Raw genomic sequence first — 20,468 nt, 5'->3', positions numbered from 1 at the left:
ATGTTCATGTAGATATACAGTCTATATTGGGGGAACATTATAGAGTATCTTGAGTAAGGGTGATGGAAATGCGATGTAATAATTCAAAAATAGGTGTGGGTGATAAGCATTTTTTTGATAAATCGTAACGTTTTTTAAAAAAGTATAGCGACAGTTCTGTTTAGATTTGCTATCATGTTGACATGAATGAGGTTGCACACAATACTAATCTAGACAACCTAACTGATACAAAAAGCAAAAGCAGTGAGGAATTTACCCCTGAAGAGCGCGAACTAATGACTGGGGTAATACTCAATGAAGATGAACAAACAAGGATAAAAGATGAAATTGCAAGGGTAAAAGAAGACATGAGTCGCGATAAAGTACTCGGGAAACCTACCGCTGAAAGTGAAAAAACCCTGGGATCGCTTGAAAAAGAATTATCTGACCGTGTCACGATAGTTAATAGTTTTGCCGATACACATGGATATGAAATAATTACCGAAAACGATAGTAATAACAACGCAACCACTATGGGCAATAATGAAAAAATTAAGGCGGTGGAGAGTGGTGAAAATGAGGGCAACACGTCACACGAGGGGAGGCAAGCACATTTGGAGTCATCTATTGACCAAACCAAGCAAGAAATTGCCGAGCTTCAAAAGAACAAGAATTCTTCATATGTAATACAAGAAAAACTTAAATTCCTCAACTATAAATTGACGGGGCTTGAGGGTGAATTAGAGATAGTAAATAAATCGCTACACCAACCAGATAAGGACACCGTGGAATCGAAAATGATACATCCGAAGATTTTTTACCATGAGCCGACCGTGCCGCCAGTTCCATCAGTTGAGTCGATTGAAGCATCCAATAAACCCGATACACCCCCTGGCGAGAAGTCTGTCGACGAAATTAATTCGCTCGTCTATCAAACACCCGAGGGGGTTGTTCTTCCCATGAGGAATCTCGCAAAAATTAAACAGGAGGCACGTGCTCCTGTGGATGAACGACCTGCCGTAAATGAAGAACTCGGCAGATCTCTCCTCTATGATGAAACCATTGTGGGTATAAATAGAGAAATTGATGCTGAAAACCGAAAAGCAAAAGAAGCAAGCGCACGCTTGAGTGACCATGCGGGGGAAGGAACGCCATCCGATCTTGAGAAAAGTATTCGAAGGGCAAAAGAGAGGGTGCGCGAATTGGAGATAGAGCGTACCCTGCATATCAAAAATAAAATCACAAGTTCTTCAAACGAAGACGTGGGGGCGATGACACACGTTGCAAAAATGGTGATTGCAAACCCAAATGAAAAACACAAAATTGAGGCGCTTGAAGTTATAAAAGCCCTACAAGAAAAAGACAGCCATGCCAATAATGAAATGCCGGGAAGTGACGAGGCAACAGAAATCGTACCAGAAGTAATTGTCCCGAGTGCGGCGATTAACCAGGAAGTTCCCCCTAAAGAACTAGCGCTTAAGGATAAGCCAATTTCTGTTGTCAGTGAAATCGTCCAAACTGTAGAAATTCCTCTTATAAAAAACGAGGAAGCACTTGTCCCTGATACTGCGTCACCAATGAAAACTATCAGTGAACAAAGCACCGAGGGGGAAAATAAAAAATTAACGCCCGTTGGTGAGAAACCACCTGAAGATATCAAAGAGATGCCGAGGGTTCCGTTTGTGTTGACGACAGAAGCGCAAGAATTACTTAAGTCTGTAGAAAGTAGAGCATTTCCGGCCTTCGTATCAGTAAATCTCAAAAAAATTATGGGGGAGAATGGGATTGAAGTTTCTGAAAACGATACCCCGAATGCCCTTATTGAAAAACTAAAACAGAAACAGCAAGAAAGTTTGCAGGTCAACGAGCAGGGTGAGAAAGAACTAAATCCGTTTGAAAAAGCGATTTTAAAAATTAAATCCGAAGATCCCGCACGCGCAGAGCGACTCCTTGCAACAATCGGCACAAATCAGGAACAAAGGGAACGGATTGAAAAATTGCTTAGCGCGACGCAAACCTTTACAGAAAATACAGAAGCGATAGAAAAAGATTCTCAGGTTGTGGAGTACGCATTAAAAATTGGTAATGCATACCGCAATCTGCCACTTAAAAAGAAACTTATTGCCTCTGCACTGCTTGTGGGAGGAGCAAGTGCTTTTGCTGCAACTGGTGGAGCTAGTGCTGCGATGATAGCAACTGCAGCACTTACGGGGTCAGCATTTCAGCGTGCTATGGGAGGCCTTGCAATGTTTGCCGCAGTAGAAGGAATGCTTACCAAAAAATCTATTGCCAGTAACGAGAAAGAAGAAAGAATGTTGGGGATGCGCATGAATGTAATCTTGGGAGCACTTGCGGGAACTGGAGTATTTTTGGGAGGAAAACTTCTTGGAGATTATTTGAGTACGCCGACTGAAAGTGGGGCGGGGAGTACGTCGAGGGAAGTAATTGCCAACCAATTAAAAGTGCCGCCTCCTATTCCAGAAAGTACTTCGAGTATTTCAACCTCCGAAATTCCCGCGTCACCACCCCATGAGGTTGTAGAAAATTCAATGCACCCCACACAAAATGAATACGTACAAAAAGTGGAAGCAGTCCGTGAATCAATTAAGAGTGAGGCCACACAAACAGTTCCTTTGGTTGAGACATCGTACACAGTTCATGGCGATGACAAACTCTGGAATATCATTAAAGAAAAAATTCCGGAGATACAAGACCTCGATGGCGAAGGAAGGCAATCAAATGCAATCGCAAATATTATAGAACAAATCAAAAAAGATCCGGGGAGTTTTGGTATATCAAGCGGCAATGTGGACAGTCTGTCCGCGGGAGATACGATCCATCTCGACAAAATTCATGACGTACTCAACACAACAACAATACCGATTGAGGATGGTCAGTCTGTGGGAATCATTGAACGCGCAAGCGGGCTCACTGATACCGAGTCGTCTCACATCATCACAAATAATGAAAAAATTTCTGCCTGGCACGCCGTTCATCCCGATGCGCTTCTTACAACAGAAACTGTAGAAAAAATATTAAGCGGGACCATGGATGGCGCAACATCAGTCACACCCGAAATAAACCACCTCGCGGAAATTACCAAAGATTACACATTGAGCATGCCAGACACGGGTGGAAGAACTATGGAACAACTTGCAGCCGAAGCGCTTGCTATGGACACCAATGCGGTACTTCATGCCGATGTTCAAACCATGTTTGGCTCGAAAGGATTTTTTGGATATGGTTTTTTGGGAACCAATGGCGAGAAATCAATTGACTGGCTTGATTTTAAAGACCGTCCCGTAAGCGAAGTAGTCACAAAAAGTTTTGGTGGGACACTCGTTGGCGATGAGGGGGGTGTGCAAAAGTTCGGGATGGACTCCCCCGGTGCAATTGATAAAATGAAGGGGTACCTAAAAATGCTCACCGAAAAGGCGGGAAGTGGCATAACTCCCGAACCAAAGGAAACGGTGGAACATTTTTCAAAAAGAGCTATTGGTGTAATTATTTCTAAAAAATAGCAGATAATTTTATGATTAACACGGATGAACTCAACGACACGTTAACAAAAAATCTTGGACTTACTGGGGTTCCCCAAGACATCCAGGATGAGGTTATTGCGCGTGTCGGAGAAAATATTTTAAGAAGAATCACTGTTTCGGTTGTTGAAAAAATTTCACCCGAAGCGCGGCATGAGTTTGATGCTATCAGCGAAGCAGGGGACAGTGAGCGCATGAAAACGTTTCTCAATGCACAAATTCCCGACCTTGATAATTTTGTGAAAAACGAAGTACACAAAAGCGTTCTGGAATTTAAACAGCTTGCCGAGGCGGTGTAAATAACCGACAACCAATTTCTTATAACAAAGCGGGTGTCATTGCCCGCTCTTTTGTTTTCTATACCATTTTAATTGAATGTTATGCGTTACACATTTTATATTTTACGTTTTGAGACCTATGTTATAGTGTTACCACCATGAATCACCTCAATGAACTCAACCCTGCACAAAAAGAAGCGGCGCTCCACAAAGATGGACCGCTTCTGATTGTTGCCGGCGCGGGTGCGGGAAAAACAAAAACACTCACATACCGAATCATCAATCTCATCAAAGAAGGAGTCGCTCCATCACAAATTCTTGCTATCACCTTTACCAATAAAGCTGCTAAAGAAATGGGTGAACGCGTTGCTTCGCTTCTAGAACGTGAGAGCCAGTCAATAGGAGTACTTCATCACGAACGTCCCTTCATGAGTACCTTCCATGCGCTTGGAGTTCACATCCTGCGCGAACACGGAAATCTTTTGGGGATTCCGCGTCATTTTACCATTCTTGATAGAAATGATTCGTTGGCGGTCATTAAAGAAGCGCTCGCGGCGGAAGGGCTTGACCCGAAACAATTTGAACCGGGACGATTGCTTTCCGCGCTCTCACGTCAAAAAGGAGACTTGATAACCGCGGAGGAATACGCGCGGAGCGCGGGAAATAATTATTTTCCCAAAATACTTTCGGCGGTTTGGCTTCGGTATGAAGGAGCGCTCGTGAAACAGAAGGCGCTTGATTTTGATGATCTCATTTTAAAGCCCGCGAATCTTTTGCGAGAGAATACCGACGTGCGTGCGCACTATCAAAACCGCTGGCATTACATTCATATCGATGAGTACCAAGACACCAATCAATCACAATATGAAATTGCTCGAACGCTTTCAGAACGACACAAAAATATTTGCGTTGTGGGCGACGCTGATCAGAATATTTATAGCTGGCGCGGAGCAAACATTCAGAATATTTTGAATTTTGAAAAAGATTACCCCGATGCCAAAGTTGTTTTGTTAGAAGAAAATTATCGTTCGACACAAAATATTCTCGCCGCCGCAAATGCGGTGATCAAGAAAAACACGCTACGTAAAGAAAAAAATCTTTTCACCAAGAACGCCGAAGGGGCAAAAATTTCCATGTTCGGCGCGTATGACGAGAATGAGGAGGCGCGCTTTGTTGCAGGAAAATCTGACGAGCTTATCAAGGGTGGTGTGTCGCCACGGGACATTGCCGTGCTGTATCGCGCAAACTTTCAATCGCGTGTTTTGGAAGAATCTTTTTTATCTCTCAACATTCCCTATCAAGTTCTTGGTGTAAAATTCTTTGAACGAAAAGAGGTTCGCGATGTAATCTCCTATATCAAAGCCGCTCTCAATATGGAAAATTTTTATGACGTGAAGCGAATCATCAATGTCCCGACACGTGGGATTGGCAAAGCTACAATCATAAAAGTGCTCGCGGGGAGCACTGAGAGTCTCACGCCGGCCATGAAAACACGCGTTGCGGAATTTAAAAAACTTCTCGTGCGGATACAAGAACAAGCGCTTACAGAAAAAACTTCTTTGCTTATTAAATTTATCATGCGAGAAACAGGAATGGAAAAGTCACTCAAAGATGGAACGGAAGAAAATCTAGAACGACTTGAAAACTTAAAAGAGTTGGTGACACTCGCGACAAAATACGACATTCTTTCCCCGCAAGAAGGAGTGGAAAAACTTCTATCCGATGTCGCGCTCACGACCGATCAGGATTCACTCGAGCGAAATGATAATGCGGTAAAACTAATGACGGTGCACGCCGCAAAGGGACTTGAGTTTCGATATGTGTTTATCACAGGCCTCGAACAAGATCTTTTTCCTCATCGCGGGATGGGAGGCGGTGAAGGCGCAAACGAGCGCGAGGAAGAAGAGCGGCGACTTTTTTACGTGGCGCTCACACGAGCGAAAGAAAAACTTTTTCTTTCATACACGGCAGTCAGAACTATTTTCGGCGCAAAACAAGTGAATACTCCTTCGGAATTTCTTTCCGATATTGACAATGACTTTGTCGAACAAGAAGAAGGGGGTGGTGGCGAGGAGGCGCTTTATACGATACATTTTGATTAATAAATTTTTTGACTAACGCCTTACCATGGCTCAAACTTGGAACCAATTTACCATTAACACATATCAAATGCCTAGGCATTTGATATGTGTTAATATGGTGTTATTCTAAAAATGTATTTTTATGGATATAAAACCCCTGAATATTAAACCATTGAGTGAGTATGGACACGGAGAGCTTGCGCTCGTTATTTTAAAGGGACTTGCTGTTGGAGGGCTTTTTATTGCTGTCCTTGCCTTGCCGGGCCTTGCACAAGTTCTTGTTCTTTTTAAGCCGAAAAATTCTCGTGAGCGATTTCGTGTCAAAAGAACAATACGCTCATTGGAAAAACATGGATTGTTGCGAGTAAACTCAAAAAACAGTGTGCTGTCTCTTACTGATCGCGGCAAGGAAGAGGTTGATAAAAACAAGATATATGATCTCTGTGTGAAACCTCCAAAAGTGTGGGATGGCATGTTTCGGGTTATTATATTCGACATCCCCAACACAAAAAAGTCTGCGCGCAACGCCGTGAATTTTCATTTAAAACGCATGGGGTTTATTCCCATACAAAAATCAACGTTTGTTACTCCTTTTGAATGCAGGGGCGAGCTTGATCTATTGGGAAAGTATTTAAACATTAGAAACCACTTAAAATACCTTTTAGTGAAAAAGATTGACGGGGAACAAGAAATCAAAAAGGTGTTTGGCTTGTTATAAAAAATAAACCACTGACACATATCAAGTGCCTAGGCATTGGATATGTGTTACTGGAGGTGTGTGATAAACTTAACTAAATTTATATATTTTATGCGAGCAAAAAAATCACTCGGTCAAAATTTTTTAACGTCGCGCGGAGTTGCGCGAGATATTGTCGCGGCTGCACAGATTGCTCCGGACGATGTCGTGCTTGAGATCGGCCCCGGGAAAGGATTCCTTACCGAGGGTCTTTTACAAAAAGCGGGGAAGGTAATCGCGGTGGAAAAAGATGTGCGAATGATTTCATATTTGAAAGATAAATTTGCGCAAGAAATCAGAAATGGAAAATTAGAACTCGTGCACGGCGACATTCTTACTCTTAATCCCACTAACTACAAACTAAAAACTAATACCTATAAACTTGTCGCTAACATCCCTTACTACATCACCGGAGAAATCTTGCGAACATTTCTTTCGGGAGATCTGCAACCGCAACGAATGGTCTTGATGGTGCAAAAAGAGGTCGCGGACAGAATTGTGGCACGCCCCCGCCATAGCGGGGCAAGGGATGGCAAACCCTTCGACCCGGTTCGACTAGGCTCCTTCGATAAAACTCAGGATAAATCACCACAAGCCGCTCAGGGTAAAGAAAGTATTCTTTCGATGAGCGTAAAAGCATACGGAACACCCCGTTATATACAAAAAGTTCCCGCACGATATTTTTCTCCGGAACCAAATGTCGATTCCGCGGTACTTCTCATAGAAAACATTTCAAAAAATAATTTTGCGGGTGAGCAAGATGAGAATGCATTTTTTGAGCTCATGAAGCGAGGATTCGCGCACAAGCGAAAGATGCTTTGGGGAAACTTAAAAAATTTTTACGAACCTAAAAAACTTGGGGAGGGTTTTGAGAAATGTGATATTGCGTCAACGGTACGGGCAGAAAATCTCTCGCTTAATCAGTGGTTTTGTTTAGGTGAAGCACTTATGACTCGTTCTTAAATAATGCATCCAGAATCAATTATTTACATACCCAATGATGTCCCTACGCCTGGTGTCGGTGGAATAAGCGGCGCGCTGTAGGGATAACAAAACGCAACAGTTAGACATGCTCCTGGGAGGGGGGCAGACCCTAGCACCCAATTACCTGGAAAGATTGCGTAATTTGCTTTCCATGAAAAATATGGTGCAAAATATGGTCCTGGAGAACCAGCAACTGGCCGTATGGTAAACGCAACCCCAGCACTACATGGACATGGTATGACCATAATAACATTTCCTCCAAAAGCTGGGCCTGCGCCACCAACACTTCCTCCACCCCCGGTGCTTCCTGTAAGTTGGTTCCATTGACTATCTGCCAACTTTTTTGCAATTTCTGCTGGGGATGGCCCCTTCTTCTTTGCTTCGGCGATTTTTGCAATAGTAAAATTAGACAAAAAAGACGCAACCCTCTGTAAAAGCAGGGGGTGACCGTTTGTGTTTGTTGAAACCGTTGATGTTGCAAGATAATGTGTGATGTCCATATCAAGATCAAATTGGACAAAATTACTTCCTCCGTTTTTGTTTGCAACACCAACAATAACAGGAACCGTTGTGGATGCAGTAGGAAGTGGTGCAACAAGTTCTTCAAGGATATCAGTTGCTGTTATTCCATTTTGTTTCATCTCTTCAACTCCTAATTGTTTTTCCACCACATCTGAAAAAAATTTAAAATTAATTGTTTTTCTATCGCCCGAGGGTATGTTCTCAAATAAACCAAAGGTTGTTCTGATGGTATTCCCCGTTGACGTAAACCCCTCACCCCTTATGGTAATCTCAGTCCCATTGATTCCACTGGTTGGTGAAAGAGATGTTATTTTTGGCTTAATGGCGGTAGTTTGACCGGTTGACCCCTGCGATGACCCCGTTATCCCTGTTGCCCCGCCCGACAAAGTCCCACTACCTGACGTTCCTTGCATATTTGCTGTAATTCCGGCACTTACCGCCGCTTCATTGAGCTTTTCGCGTGTCATTGGGCCAACAAACCCCGTCCCTTGTACTAGTTGAATGGGAAAAAGGATTTCCTGGGCATACTTTTCTTGGAATTTCACTACCGCGCCCTTGGTAAGTTCGCCAAAATAGGTTGTTTCTTCCCCTGGAGCTCCAGGACCAGTATCTCCGAGTTTGGTTTCCGGCAAACTGTTAAGAACTTTTTGGAGGGTTTGTACATCTTCTCCGCGATCACCAACTCTCAAGTTTGTTGAAAAAATTTCGGTGACTGAAACTAAATTAGTGCCTTGCGCAAACGCGGTGTTGGTAAGAAGAAACGCCGTGGCGAGCACCATCACCACAGACAATTTTTGCTGATGTAAAATCATATATTACAAGAATACTACAAAAGAGTATTTATACCCCATTGTTTATCCACAGTACAATTTGTTATGTTATACTAAATACATAAGGGTTTTGATATAATTAACCAAGAAAATCTTGAAATATCTGCCGAGTAAAAAAATGGTTGCGATCATACTTGCTATCGCGGTGATAGCGGGCGGAATGTTTTTGTGGAGTCGTTGGGTGGAGAACAAAAAAGAAACGTTGGTGTTCGAGCGAGAAAACACGGCGCAGGATACAGCAAAAAAATTAGCCGAATCCATCTCCCAGCAAGATTCTGATAACGATGGTCTCCCTGATTGGGAAGAAGCGCTCTGGAAAACAGATTCTCAAAATTCTGATACGGACAGCGATGGAACACTGGACAGCGAGGAAGTGAAGCTTGGTAGAAACCCGACCAAAAAAGGCCCAAACGATGTGCTGGAAAAAAACATCGTCAAACCAAGCGAAAATTCCCCCTCAACATACGACCCCCAATCACTCAACGAAACTGACGTGTTCATGCGAGAACTTTTGGGAAACTATTTTGAACTCAAGGGAACGGGAAACACTGGCAGTCAATCGCTCGAGAGTCTTGCTAAAACCATGGCGGGCGGAATTATGTCAAAAGGAATTCCTCCCGCAAAAACCTACCGTGCTACCAATGTGTCAATCAGCGATGACTCAAGTTCTTCAATGAGAGTATATGGAGAAACCATGGGGACGATATTCATAGGACGTTCCTCAAAAGAAAGCGAGCTCTATATTCTTTCACAAGCGCTTTCCGGCAGTAACACAGGGACTATTGAAAAACTTGCTCAATTTGAAAAAGAATATATTGCAATGATTAAAAAACTTCTTTTAGTAAACACTCCCCCCGCGCTTGCTTCCACTCATTTGGGGTTTATAAACGAGTTTGGAACAGTTGCATCTGCGGTTGGCGCCATGAGCAACACCTTGGTTAATCCCGTACTCGGACTCTCGGGAGTTTCCCAATACCAAAAAAGTTTGGTATCCATTGAAAACTACATGAAATATACGGGCTCGGTATTCAATAGTAATGGTGTAATTTTTAAAAAGGGAGAAAACGGCTATCTTTTCACTTCAATGTTTGAGCGGTCTCAATAATTTAATTAGGCTTTCATGAAATCACTGTTTAAAAATAAATTCGGACACCGCGTATTATCATCGGTTTTAATGCTCGTATTTCTTTTCTCGCCGATCATTCCATTTTCCACACCCAACAAAGCTTACGCACTCAACCCCGCCTGTGAAGTACCCTCTCTATCATCTCTTATGAAGGTTCCCGTGACAGACTCTGCATCAACGTCACTCTGTGACAAAGAAACAGTGGGTGGCTGGGATTCTATTATGCTCACAATTACCAAGGGTATTTTGAGCACACTGATAGGTAATATGACCAAATGGGTAAATAGCGGATTTAACGGAAAACCTGTTTTTGTGGACGACCTAAAAGTTTATCTTGAGGATATGAAAAACGTGGTAGGCACGGAGTTTTTATCAGCACTTGTAGGAGCAGACATCTGTACGTTTTTTGATAATTTCGACGCACAATTTCGAACACGCCCCGGTATCGTTGATAAATATAAAGCAGAGGCACGGTGTACCTTAGACGAGTTAGGAATTGATGGGAAAAAATTTTTTGATGATTTCGATGAGGGGGGGTGGTATACATACGAACAATCGCTCTATGGTAGCAATAACCCATTTAGTCTTTATATAGATACAAGTAATGCGATGGAGGCGGCTATAGAAGAACAAACAAAGCAGGAGGAACAACGCCTTTCGTGGGCAAGCGGGTTCTTGAGTTTCACGGATAAAAACGGAAAGACCACCACACCAGGGTCAATGATTTCGGCGCGATTGGGCACTGCGGTTGGTACTGATTTGAGGCAATACGAACTTGCCGATGAGTTTGATGAACTTGTTAGCGCAGTTTTTAATCAGCTTGTATCAGGAATGTTTGCCCAACTTAAATGATGACATGTTGAAAAATTTTACTATAACCCTCGTAATGATTGGCACTCTGTGGAGCACACCGATATCTTTTGCGATTCAGGAGGGGTGGACACTTGGTACACAAGTTGTGCACGCAGACGTTCTTGATGGTTATGAACCCTCGCAAGATTTAGTGACCACAAGGCCAGCGACACCGCTTTCAGAAAACCCAACAGATGCATTTGGTTTGGAGTGTGTTGAGTGGTCAGGAATCAATTTTGACGATTGTTTTGCAATACTGGCGTATTACATTTTTTATGCTCCAAGCGGCCTTATCCTCACATTGTCGGGCGGGATATTTGATTCATTCCTTGCGCTTTCAGTAAGCCCGCTTCTTCTTAATCAGGACTTTGTGGCAAATTCTTGGGCAACCATAAGAAATCTCGTGAATCTTTTGTTCATTCTTATACTTCTCTGGATTGCCCTTGGAACCATACTTCAAATTGGAGGCGTGCAACTGAAACAAGCGGTCGCGAATGTAATTATTGTGGCGCTTCTAGTAAATTTCAGTTTTTTCTTCACCCGAGTCGTTATTGATGCGTCAAATGTGATCGCTATGGAATTTTATAATCGAGCGGGGTCAAAGTCGTCAGTAGGCGGCCACATACAGGGAGTTCCAGAGAAACGTATATCAGAGAGAATTATGGGTTCCATTAATCCGCAAGCACTTCTCTCCCCTACGGCTTTCGAAAAATGGAAGACGTCGACAAACTCTTCAAATGCCGCGCTGATATTTTTGTTTTTTGTTGCGGCAATCATAAACGTTATGATTGCGTATGTTCTTTTTTACGCAGGGTTTCTCCTCGTTGGTCGCGTGATAGCATTTATATTCCTTATTATCGCTTCTCCGCTTGCATTTATTTCATACGCCCTTCCAAAAGGAGGGAGCTTCACAAGCTCGTGGTGGAACCAACTCTTAAGCCAAGCCATGGTGGCGCCCGTTTTTCTTTTCTTTTTGTACATAATCGTTCAACTCTTATCAGGCTTGGGTGAAATCATAAAATTTAGCGGCGCGCAAGCTACCGCAGGCACTTCTTTTACCGACTTATTTACCACAGTAGCACTCAAGGCTGCGATTGTTGTTGTCGCACTTATGATTGCCCTTAGTAAAACAAAGTCGCTTTCTGGATCGGCGGGACAGTGGGCGACAAAGGCGGGGACGGCAGTATTTGGTGCGGCGATCGGCACCACAGCGCTTGCGGGACGGCGCCTAATCGGAGGCGGTGCCCGAGCGCTTGCCGATTCGGATAGGTTTAAGCGCTTTGCGGCACGCACAGGTGTCGTAGGAGAAGTCGCCGACAGAGGACTTCGCGCAACATCATCCGGCACCATGGACATCCGTGGAATTCCCGGTATGGACAGAGCGGGATTTGGGAAAGCGGGCGGCAAGGGCGGATATGATAAACACTTGAGCGAAAAAGTAAAACGTAAAGAAGATCTTGCAAAACGTTTGAGCGACACAAAAATGTTTGAGTATGAACAAGGGCCTTCGGGAGAAACGAGGATTAAAAGAGATACACAGGGTAATGTTCAATATCAACAAAAAGAGATTGTTGATAAAAAGACGGGTGAGAAAAAATTTGTTGATAAAACTGCAAAAGATATATACACAGAGAAGCTTGAAAAAAGAGGTGATCGGTTATGGGGTCTTTCTAATAGGGAGGCGGCGAAAAAGATAAAGAAAGGTAAAACACCGGAACAGGAATTGCTGGATAAAATTAAAGAAGCAGCTAAAGAAGAAGTAAAAGCGGGGGCAGGGGAACCAGAGAAAGCAGAGACGATAGTTAAAGAAACAGAAAAACCCAAAGAAACTTAGTATTTTATGGAATACACAAAAGAAAAATTTAAAAAGCTACCCCAAAATATACAACAGTTACTTTTGTCTGATGATGTTGGTATAGATGTACAACTTATTGGCCGCGACACTGGTATCACCCCAGAACAAGCACTTGATGTGGAGGATGAAGTGGTATCAGTTCTTATGGGAACTTCCCACCCTAAGGATTTCATTCGCAATATTGTGACAAAAATAGATGTTGATCAAGAAAAAGCGCGCGCAATTGCGGAAAAAGTGAATGAGGAAATTTTCCAGCCTGTTAAAGAGTCACTCAAAATAGTTCACAACATAATAGACGAAGGGGCTTCACCGCAAGCTTCATTAGCTTCAGAAGCTTCGGTAGCTTCAATACCAACACCACCGCAAGCTCCCACACCACCCATGTCACCTTCTCCTCAATTTCCCCAAATGATTGTGCCCGGTGGTACAAGTGCTCCCGAAGCGCCCAAACCCCCGGAAACACCGAAGGCCCCGCAAAATATTTTTGAACAAAAGCTCCAAGGGGTCTTCAAGATGCCACGAGAAGAAACACTGGTTCCACAAAAACCGTCTTCTGCTCCTGTCCCACCAACACCTCCTCGTCCTTCGGGGGTTGACCCATATCGGGAGCCGGCGAAGTAACAACCCTGTAACACACAACCTAAAACCTGTAACTTGATGAAAGAAAATGGCGGGAATTTTCATAAAGAATTGAGGGTGCTTGTAGATAGGTATGCTCATAGAGTGTATGACTGCACGCAATCATTTCCGAAAGAAGAAATTTTTGGAGTAACCTCACAATTAAGAAGGTCTGCATTGTCTGTAGCTCTAAATTACATTGAGGGGTATGCTCGACAGAGACCTGCGGTTTTAAAAAATTTCCTAGAAATATCATATGGTTCTCTCAAGGAGAGCAAGTATCTGATCTATTTCTCTTTTAAACGCGGTTATATAAATAAAAAAGAGTATGACGAGCTTTTAGCATTGGCTGAAGAAATCGGCGCCATGCTGTGGGGAATACTCTCAAAGCTTAAATAAGTGTGCTAAAATACTGGTATGTTACAGGTTACAAGTTATAAGTTACAAGACTAACGTGCAATTCCAAGTACCTCAATATATAGAAGTGGAAGACAAGCTTGTGGGTCCGCTCTCCCTCAAGCAATTCGTCTATCTTGCCGGCGCAGGAGGGATTTCCTATATCCTCTTTAGAAAAATGCCTCTGTATATTTCGTTGCCCTTAATTGCCATTGTTGTCGGATTTGCGCTTGCGCTTGCGTTTTATCCACGTGAAAAATTCGGCAAGCCGTTCATTGAGATACTTCAATCGGGAGTGCGTTATTTTATGCACCCCCGCCTCTACACATGGAAAAAGGTTCCCCCCAATATAACCCCGGGACAACCTCCCGTACAGCAAAGTTCTAGTTTTTCAATGCCTATACCTACCGTGACCGAAGGAAAACTTAAAAACTTGTCGTGGAACGTTGATGTTGCGGGAAACAAAGAAGAGCCGGTGACCGAGCACGAACTGCCAACAACAGGAAGACGTGATATGTAGAACGTGATGAGACGATTTAAGAGCTTCAGTAGCTTCCCAAGCTTCAATAGCTTCAAGTAGCTTTCAAATTGAGGAGAAACTATATTATAATGAACCAGAAAGACCGTGCCCTGTATAAAATTGCACCATAAAAAGATTTATTAATCCAACCCTTACAAGAAGCTCGCGAAGCTATTGAAGCTAAGAAGCTAAATTAAAATGGCCGTCAAATCAAAACCAGCACAAGATCTTGTTCCCATCAAAGAAGTCCGCGATGGTGTTGTTATCCTTAAGGATGGCGCTATGCGAATGGTATTAATGGTGTCTTCGCTCAATTTCGCATTGAAGTCCGAGGATGAACAAATGGCAATCTTGCTTCAGTTTCAAAATTTTCTTAACTCTCTTGATTTTTCCACGCAAATTTTCATACAATCTCGCCGTCTCGACATACGGCCATACCTGGCGACACTGGAAGCGCGCCTCAAAGATCAATTGAGTGATCTTATGCGTATCCAGATTGAAGAATACATCGCATTCATTCGCGCATTTACCGAATCAACCAATATTATGACCAAAACGTTTTTTGTGGTTGTGCCTTATTCGTCCGCAGCAATCGCATCCGATCCATCTTCGGGTGGAATGTTGGGTTCACTTTTTAGCGGGAAAAAAAATAAAGACGCAACGAGAACAAAAAATGAAAATGACATAGCCCACTTCGAAGAAGCGCGTTCACAACTCGAACAAAGAGCGAATGTGGTGAAGCAAGGGCTTATCCGCACGGGTGTTCGCGCGATTCCATTGGGAACAGAGGAGCTTATTGAACTTTATTACAAGATGTTTAACCCTGGAGACACGGATAAGAAATTGAAGGCAGAGGGGAAGTAGGAAACGTAGAATGTAAATCCTAGAGCATAGAGGGTGATGAGAATGAAAAGTTGAAAAATCAAAGTGAAAAGTGACAATGCAAAATTTAAAGTTGAGTTCAAAAAAAGATTATATGTTTTTGTATTGAGGCTCATAAAATTCATTGACAAATTACCAAAAGACTCTGTGTGTGATATTATGGGTAAACAATTGTTAAGGAGTGGCACAAGCGTTTTGGCAAATTATGTTGAGGCGAATTCGGCAAGTTCCAAAAAGGATTTTATAAACTTTTTCACCCATTCTCTGAAATCAGCAAACGAATCCAAGGTGTGGCTTGCTTTATTAAGAGATACTGGCAAAGGAAATCCTGGCGATCTTGCGTGGCTTTTAAAAGAAATGGCTGAAATATCAAATGTAATTGCTTCAAGTATATTAACCATGAAAGGAAAAAGGTGATTATTTTTTAATTTTAAACTGTAACTTTCAATTTTGATATTTGCATTTTAAACTTACGTTATGGGTTTTTTTGATAAGAAAAAAGAAAGCAAAGATTTGATGCCCATACTCCCTCCGGAGCTCTACGAGACGGGGGAGCTTGAGCTTCGCGATATCATTGCGCCATCGGCGCTCAAGGTCGGACCTCAAGAAATCAATCTTGGGGAAAAAGTGATGCGGACATATTTTATTGTTTCGTATCCGCGCCTTTTGTCGACCAATTGGTTTTCGCCGATCATCAACCTCGACAAGATTTTTGATATTTCTATATTTATTCACCCCATCGAAACCGCAAAAATACTCAAAAAATTCCAAAAAAAGGTCGCGGAGGTGCAAAGTCAAATTAATATCCGTGAAGAAAAAGGGTTTGTGAGAGATCCGATGCTTGATACCGCATATCAAGACCTGGAAAGCTTGCGCGACAAGCTCCAGCAGGCGCAGGAAAAGATTTTTGATGTAGGAATTTATATCACCATACAAGGTGATGATGATGATGACCTCAAAAAGGCGGCATCGGAAGTACGTTCTATTCTTGAATCCCGTCTTATTTATGTGCGCCCGGCATTGTTTCAACAGGAAGAAGGGTTCACCAGCACAATCCCCATCAACAAAGACGAGTTGAATGTACACTCAAAATTAAACTCTGCCCCGCTTTCAAGCTTATTTCCATTTGTTTCATTTGACCTCACCTCCGATCGAGGAATATTGTATGGCATCAATCGCCACAATTCATCACTCGTTCTCTTTGATAGATTTTCTCTTGAAAACTACAACTCTGTTACTTTTGCAAAATCTGGTTCAGGAAAATCTTACGCGACCAAACTTGAGATACTGCGTAGTCTCATGTTTGATGCCGATGTTATTGTAATAGACCCGGAACGGGAGTATGAATTCCTCGCCGAGGCAACAGGCGGTCGATATTTTAATATTTCGCTCACCTCGGAACACACCATTAATCCATTTGATCTCCCGATTCCACGTGAGGATGAATCTCCTGCAGACATATTACGTTCCAATATCATCACCCTCGTTGGACTTTTCAGAATCATGTTGGGAGGACTAACTCCCGAGGAAGATGCGATTGTAGATCGCGCGATTACAGAAACATACGCACTCAAAGATATCACCGCCGATTCCGATTTCGGTTCTATTGAACCGCCGCTTCTTTCTGACTTCGAAATGGTTCTCTCTGGAATGAAAGGTGCTGAATCGCTTGTTCAAAAATTAAGCAAATATACCCGGGGAACGTGGTCGGGTTTTCTTAATAAACCTACCAACGTAGATATCAATAAAAAATTCATTGTGTTTTCGGTACGAGACATGGAAGACGAATTGAAGCCTGTGGCGATGTACATTATCACCCACCACATCTGGAATTCTATCCGTAAAAACCTCCGCAAGAGGCTTTTGGTTGTCGATGAGGCGTGGTGGATGATGAAGTCGGAGGACACGGCGTCATTTCTCTTTGGTCTTGTAAAACGAGGAAGGAAGTACTATTTAGGGGTTGCTACCATCACGCAGGACGTGGGGGACTTCCTTCGCTCTCCATATGGTTTGGCAATTATGACCAACTCATCGATTCAGCTTCTCCTCAAACAATCACCTACAGCCATTGACGCGCTCCAGAAAGCGTTCAATTTGACCGAGGAAGAAAAATACCTCCTTCTTGAGTCAGATGTGGGAGAAGGCATATTTATCGCTGGACTCAAGCGTGTAGCCCTCAAAATCATCGCTTCCTACACCGAAGACCAGATCATTACATCCGACCCGTCTCAAATCCTTGCGATCAAGAAAGCGAAACAGGACCTAAAATTCGCTGAAGGGAAAATATAGGGGTTTCCGTTGTTCACAGAATAGTTGGTATAAATACTTGTTTTCTAATATAATTAAGTTGATGAGATTTTTTGGAATATCGGGTACGAAAATGGTATCAGCGCGAGTCGCCCTATATGGTGGTTTGATATTTTTGATTACGTTTTTTCTTGCAGTTCCTTGGGCGAGTTCTGCGCAAACAACAAATGCGGAGCTTTCTAGTATTGTAAAACAAATCCAAGAAGCAATTGTGCGCGGTGCGACCGAGGAAGAGATTGCTCTTCTGCAAAAAAAGCTTGTTAATGCGCAAATATCTCAGTCTGTGGAAGTAAAAATAACGCCTGAATATCCTGGTCCTAATGAAGATGTCACGGTGGAGATTATCAGCTATCAAACAGACCTTCAGCGCGCAAAAATAACATGGGAATCAGGAGGTAAAACGTTGGCAACGGGCTTTGGTGTTATAAAACAAACAATTCGAACAAAAAACGCCGGAGTCAGAACCACTCTCGCGATCAGCATAAGCACGCACGAAGGTCTTTTTATATCAAAAAATGTGTCCGTCACACCAATAGAACTAGAGATGCATTGGGAAACCTCTTCCTATACTCCTCCGTTTTATCGAGGAAAAGCACTCCCTTCACCCAAGAGCGAAATAAAAATTGTGGCCTTGCCTAATTTTATTGACACCAACAAGAACACTGTTTCTGAAAAAAACTTGGTGTATATTTGGCGAGCACAAAACGGAACCATCCTTAACCAGGGATATGGAAAATCTTACGCCTATACACCAGCTCCAGATGGGATTGGTTTTGAACGCCCCATAGACGTGGACGTTTCGAGTCTTAACAATACGCTTCGCTCAAAAAAGAGATTTTATATAAAAGCGTTTTCACCCTTAGTGCAATTTTATGAAGACAACCCTCTTTTGGGCGTTATGTACGATCATGCATTACTCCAAGAAGTCGTTCTTTTAAATGATGAGATTGCACTCCGAGGAGAACCGTTCTTTTTTTCACAAACACATAAAAATACCGGAAAACTTGTCTACCAATGGGCACAGAACGGAAAAAGTATTGCCAATGAATCTGGATCTTCAATTATACTTCGCAAAGAATCTCCATCAGAAGGTTCTTCGAGGATTAATCTTTCAGTAAAAAATTCAGAAAATATTTTTGAGAACGCATCACGCTCGTTTATGATGCGCTACAGTAAAACCGAATCTTTATTTTAACACTTCTCCTGTATTATGAATCTTACTAAGCAAAAAAATATACTAAAAAAATCTGTTGGTTTTTTGAGTGCGTTTCTCTTTCTATTTGGCGCACGCATTGTTTCTGCATATGCTCTCCTGGAATCAATTCCCGGCGTTGCTGCAGGTAGTGCTCCGACTCTGTCCACCTATTTGCGTGCGGTATTTCTAACTGGTATTGGGCTTGCTGGGGTACTCGCGGTGCTTATGATTGTCATTGGCGGGATACAATACATAGGGAGTGGCATGTCACCCTCGGGGAAAAGTGACGCGAAAGACAAAATTACTAATGCCATTATGGGTCTTCTTCTTGCGCTTCTTTCGTGGCTTATTCTCAACACCATTAACCCAAGTCTCGTTTAACAAGAGACATAAAAAGATTGACTATGGAAACTACTAATAACAAAACAAAAAAAATAATTATTATCGCGATTGTTGCAATCGTTGTTGTTGCAATCAGTATATTGGGTTGGGTTGTGTACGGTGGTAATGGTGGAGGTGTAATGGGAGAAAAGATAAGGACGTTTCTTCCATTCGGAAATGGTGCAGAAAATCGCACCGTTGTTCCTATAAATAATCCAGAAGCAAGTGGGGGAATAATCGTTGGCGAAGGTAACCAGGAAATATCATTGCTACACAAACTTCACAACTCCCCTGTTGCAGGCGTTTACGCGTTTACAAAAAAAATAGTCGGCACCACAACGCAAGACGTTGTGGTGCGTTACATAGAACGCGGTCTTGGTCATATTTATGAAACCAATATGTTCGACCTTAAAGAAACGCGAATTTCAAACGAGACTCGTCTAAAAATTTATGAGGCATTATGGGGTAATTCAGGGAATGGGGTAGTAATTAGATATTTAAATGGTGATAATAACGACACGGTACAAACATATTCGATGGTGCTACGTGATATAAAAAATGCCACAACAACAGAAGAGGGGAAGCGTGTTGAATCTGATGGTGTATTTTTGCCAGAAAAGATTAGTGACGTTGCTATATCACAAGAAAAAGGTGACCGAATGTTTTACATTCTTCCTTCGGGTGATTCTTCGGTAGGAATCACGGTGGGATTTGATGGCAAAAAGCAGGTGCAACTTTTAGATTCCCCGCTTAAAGAATGGTTATCCTTTTGGCCAAACGACAAGCTTATCACACTCACCACCAAGCCGTCACAAAAAGTTCCTGGGTATATGTACTTCCTTGATGCTCAAACCGGAAAGACATCCAAGGCTCTTGGGGGAATCAATGGCCTTACCACGCTTACCAGTCCGGACGGAAAAGAAGTTCTCTATTCGGAAAGTAGCAACAATGGTATCAATCTTTTTGTATACAATGTAACAAAAGATACGAAAACTAAACTTTCACTTACTACACTTCCTGACAAATGTGTGTGGAGTAAGCACAAAAAAGGAATTTTATATTGCGGTGTCCCGCAAACACCTCCTTCTGGAAGTTTACCTGACCTTTGGTACCAAGGAGTTGTATCGTTCTCCGATGATATGTGGATGATCGACACCGCAACGGGAATCACGACAATTCTTGTTAATCCTACAAAAGTTGCCGGTGAATCAATTGATGTGACCAAACTCTCTTTAAGCCCCGATGAATTATTTCTTTTGTTCGTCAATAAAAAAGACTCCGCGCCATGGAGTCTCAAGTTAGTAGGATCTGAGCTTCAGTAGCTTCTTAAGCTTCGTTAGCTTTTAAGGTTGCTCCCTTCAAGCTCTTGAAGCTAGGAAGCTGGTGA

The 20,468-nt window shown here is 42.6% G+C and carries 18 protein-coding genes; 17 read left to right on the top strand and 1 reads right to left on the bottom strand.

All coding sequences use genetic code 11. The annotated features are described in order from the left end of the window. The first annotated feature begins 182 nt into the window (after positions 1 to 182). From Q7S11_03570 to Q7S11_03550, 5 genes are all read left to right on the top strand, one after another. A complete protein-coding gene (locus Q7S11_03570) occupies positions 183 to 3,500 on the top strand; it encodes a hypothetical protein (GenBank protein ID MDO8572818.1) in 3,318 nt (1,105 codons plus the stop codon). An 11-nt stretch (positions 3,501 to 3,511) separates the two neighbouring features. Further along, positions 3,512 to 3,817 carry a hypothetical protein gene (locus Q7S11_03565; GenBank protein MDO8572817.1) on the top strand — a complete coding sequence of 102 codons (306 nt, stop codon included), beginning with the start codon at positions 3,512 to 3,514 and terminating at the stop codon, positions 3,815 to 3,817. Between the two features lie 137 nt (positions 3,818 to 3,954). Beyond that, positions 3,955 to 5,898, top strand: a complete 1,944-nt coding sequence (locus Q7S11_03560; protein MDO8572816.1) for a UvrD-helicase domain-containing protein — start codon at positions 3,955 to 3,957, stop codon at positions 5,896 to 5,898. Between the two features lie 121 nt (positions 5,899 to 6,019). Then, positions 6,020 to 6,595, top strand: coding sequence for a hypothetical protein (locus tag Q7S11_03555; GenBank protein ID MDO8572815.1), 576 nt, complete (start codon positions 6,020 to 6,022; stop codon positions 6,593 to 6,595). 90 nt (positions 6,596 to 6,685) lie between these two features. Beyond that, entirely contained in the window at positions 6,686 to 7,576 is an 891-nt protein-coding gene (locus Q7S11_03550; GenBank protein MDO8572814.1) for an rRNA adenine dimethyltransferase family protein, read from the top strand. Between the two features lie 23 nt (positions 7,577 to 7,599). Here the strand turns inward: Q7S11_03550 and Q7S11_03545 are convergent, their stop codons facing one another. After that, complete coding sequence (locus tag Q7S11_03545; protein ID MDO8572813.1) at positions 7,600 to 8,931, bottom strand: hypothetical protein; 1,332 nt, start codon at positions 8,929 to 8,931, stop codon at positions 7,600 to 7,602. 136 nt (positions 8,932 to 9,067) lie between these two features. Here Q7S11_03545 and Q7S11_03540 point away from each other — a divergent pair, with 136 nt between their 5' ends. From Q7S11_03540 to Q7S11_03485, 12 genes are all read left to right on the top strand, one after another. Further along, a complete protein-coding gene (locus Q7S11_03540) occupies positions 9,068 to 10,054 on the top strand; it encodes a hypothetical protein (protein ID MDO8572812.1) in 987 nt (328 codons plus the stop codon). A gap of 15 nt (positions 10,055 to 10,069) precedes the next feature. After that, a complete protein-coding gene (locus Q7S11_03535) occupies positions 10,070 to 10,927 on the top strand; it encodes a hypothetical protein (GenBank protein MDO8572811.1) in 858 nt (285 codons plus the stop codon). A 34-nt stretch (positions 10,928 to 10,961) separates the two neighbouring features. Continuing rightward, positions 10,962 to 12,761, top strand: coding sequence for a hypothetical protein (locus Q7S11_03530; protein ID MDO8572810.1), 1,800 nt, complete (start codon positions 10,962 to 10,964; stop codon positions 12,759 to 12,761). A 6-nt stretch (positions 12,762 to 12,767) separates the two neighbouring features. Further along, entirely contained in the window at positions 12,768 to 13,403 is a 636-nt protein-coding gene (locus Q7S11_03525) for a hypothetical protein (protein MDO8572809.1), read from the top strand. Between the two features lie 36 nt (positions 13,404 to 13,439). Beyond that, positions 13,440 to 13,799: a four helix bundle protein gene (locus Q7S11_03520; GenBank protein ID MDO8572808.1), complete on the top strand. Its 360-nt coding sequence runs from the start codon at positions 13,440 to 13,442 to the stop codon at positions 13,797 to 13,799. Positions 13,800 to 13,854: 55 nt separating this feature from the next. Further along, positions 13,855 to 14,316, top strand: coding sequence for a PrgI family protein (locus tag Q7S11_03515; GenBank protein ID MDO8572807.1), 462 nt, complete (start codon positions 13,855 to 13,857; stop codon positions 14,314 to 14,316). Between the two features lie 198 nt (positions 14,317 to 14,514). Continuing rightward, on the top strand, positions 14,515 to 15,180 hold the full coding sequence (locus tag Q7S11_03510) for a hypothetical protein (GenBank protein MDO8572806.1): 666 nt from the start codon (positions 14,515 to 14,517) through the stop codon (positions 15,178 to 15,180). A gap of 63 nt (positions 15,181 to 15,243) precedes the next feature. Beyond that, positions 15,244 to 15,615 (top strand): four helix bundle protein, encoded by a 372-nt coding sequence (locus tag Q7S11_03505; GenBank protein ID MDO8572805.1) that lies wholly within the window; start codon positions 15,244 to 15,246, stop codon positions 15,613 to 15,615. 60 nt (positions 15,616 to 15,675) lie between these two features. Then, on the top strand, positions 15,676 to 17,487 hold the full coding sequence (locus Q7S11_03500; protein ID MDO8572804.1) for a DUF87 domain-containing protein: 1,812 nt from the start codon (positions 15,676 to 15,678) through the stop codon (positions 17,485 to 17,487). 61 nt (positions 17,488 to 17,548) lie between these two features. Further along, positions 17,549 to 18,700, top strand: a complete 1,152-nt coding sequence (locus Q7S11_03495; GenBank protein MDO8572803.1) for a hypothetical protein — start codon at positions 17,549 to 17,551, stop codon at positions 18,698 to 18,700. Between the two features lie 15 nt (positions 18,701 to 18,715). Further along, positions 18,716 to 19,081: a hypothetical protein gene (locus Q7S11_03490; protein MDO8572802.1), complete on the top strand. Its 366-nt coding sequence runs from the start codon at positions 18,716 to 18,718 to the stop codon at positions 19,079 to 19,081. Positions 19,082 to 19,104: 23 nt separating this feature from the next. Beyond that, on the top strand, positions 19,105 to 20,403 hold the full coding sequence (locus Q7S11_03485; protein ID MDO8572801.1) for a hypothetical protein: 1,299 nt from the start codon (positions 19,105 to 19,107) through the stop codon (positions 20,401 to 20,403). The last annotated feature ends 65 nt before the right edge of the window (positions 20,404 to 20,468 follow it).

The organism is bacterium (assembly GCA_030648955.1).
In the GTDB taxonomy this organism is placed as follows: domain Bacteria; phylum Patescibacteriota; class Minisyncoccia; order Phycocordibacterales; family JAUSHB01; genus JAUSHB01.
The sequence above is the reverse complement of the archived record's forward strand: the minus strand, read 5'-3'. Positions and strand labels throughout refer to the sequence as shown.

Bases quoted from the DNA above. Each gene is read 5' to 3' on its own strand.
- Q7S11_03545 (MDO8572813.1), bottom strand. From the start codon at position 8,931: ATGATTTTACATCAGCAAAAATTGTCTGTGGTGATGGTGCTCGCCACG.
- Q7S11_03535 (MDO8572811.1), top strand. From the start codon at position 10,070: ATGAAATCACTGTTTAAAAATAAATTCGGACACCGCGTATTATCATCG.
- Q7S11_03500 (MDO8572804.1), top strand. From the start codon at position 15,676: ATGGGTTTTTTTGATAAGAAAAAAGAAAGCAAAGATTTGATGCCCATA.
- Q7S11_03540 (MDO8572812.1), top strand. From the start codon at position 9,068: ATGGTTGCGATCATACTTGCTATCGCGGTGATAGCGGGCGGAATGTTT.
- Q7S11_03490 (MDO8572802.1), top strand. From the start codon at position 18,716: ATGAATCTTACTAAGCAAAAAAATATACTAAAAAAATCTGTTGGTTTT.
- Q7S11_03565 (MDO8572817.1), top strand. From the start codon at position 3,512: ATGATTAACACGGATGAACTCAACGACACGTTAACAAAAAATCTTGGA.
- Q7S11_03510 (MDO8572806.1), top strand. From the start codon at position 14,515: ATGGCCGTCAAATCAAAACCAGCACAAGATCTTGTTCCCATCAAAGAA.
- Q7S11_03485 (MDO8572801.1), top strand. From the start codon at position 19,105: ATGGAAACTACTAATAACAAAACAAAAAAAATAATTATTATCGCGATT.
- Q7S11_03570 (MDO8572818.1), top strand. From the start codon at position 183: ATGAATGAGGTTGCACACAATACTAATCTAGACAACCTAACTGATACA.
- Q7S11_03560 (MDO8572816.1), top strand. From the start codon at position 3,955: ATGAATCACCTCAATGAACTCAACCCTGCACAAAAAGAAGCGGCGCTC.
- Q7S11_03495 (MDO8572803.1), top strand. From the start codon at position 17,549: ATGAGATTTTTTGGAATATCGGGTACGAAAATGGTATCAGCGCGAGTC.
- Q7S11_03530 (MDO8572810.1), top strand. From the start codon at position 10,962: ATGATTGGCACTCTGTGGAGCACACCGATATCTTTTGCGATTCAGGAG.
- Q7S11_03555 (MDO8572815.1), top strand. From the start codon at position 6,020: ATGGATATAAAACCCCTGAATATTAAACCATTGAGTGAGTATGGACAC.
- Q7S11_03550 (MDO8572814.1), top strand. From the start codon at position 6,686: ATGCGAGCAAAAAAATCACTCGGTCAAAATTTTTTAACGTCGCGCGGA.
- Q7S11_03520 (MDO8572808.1), top strand. From the start codon at position 13,440: ATGAAAGAAAATGGCGGGAATTTTCATAAAGAATTGAGGGTGCTTGTA.
- Q7S11_03525 (MDO8572809.1), top strand. From the start codon at position 12,768: ATGGAATACACAAAAGAAAAATTTAAAAAGCTACCCCAAAATATACAA.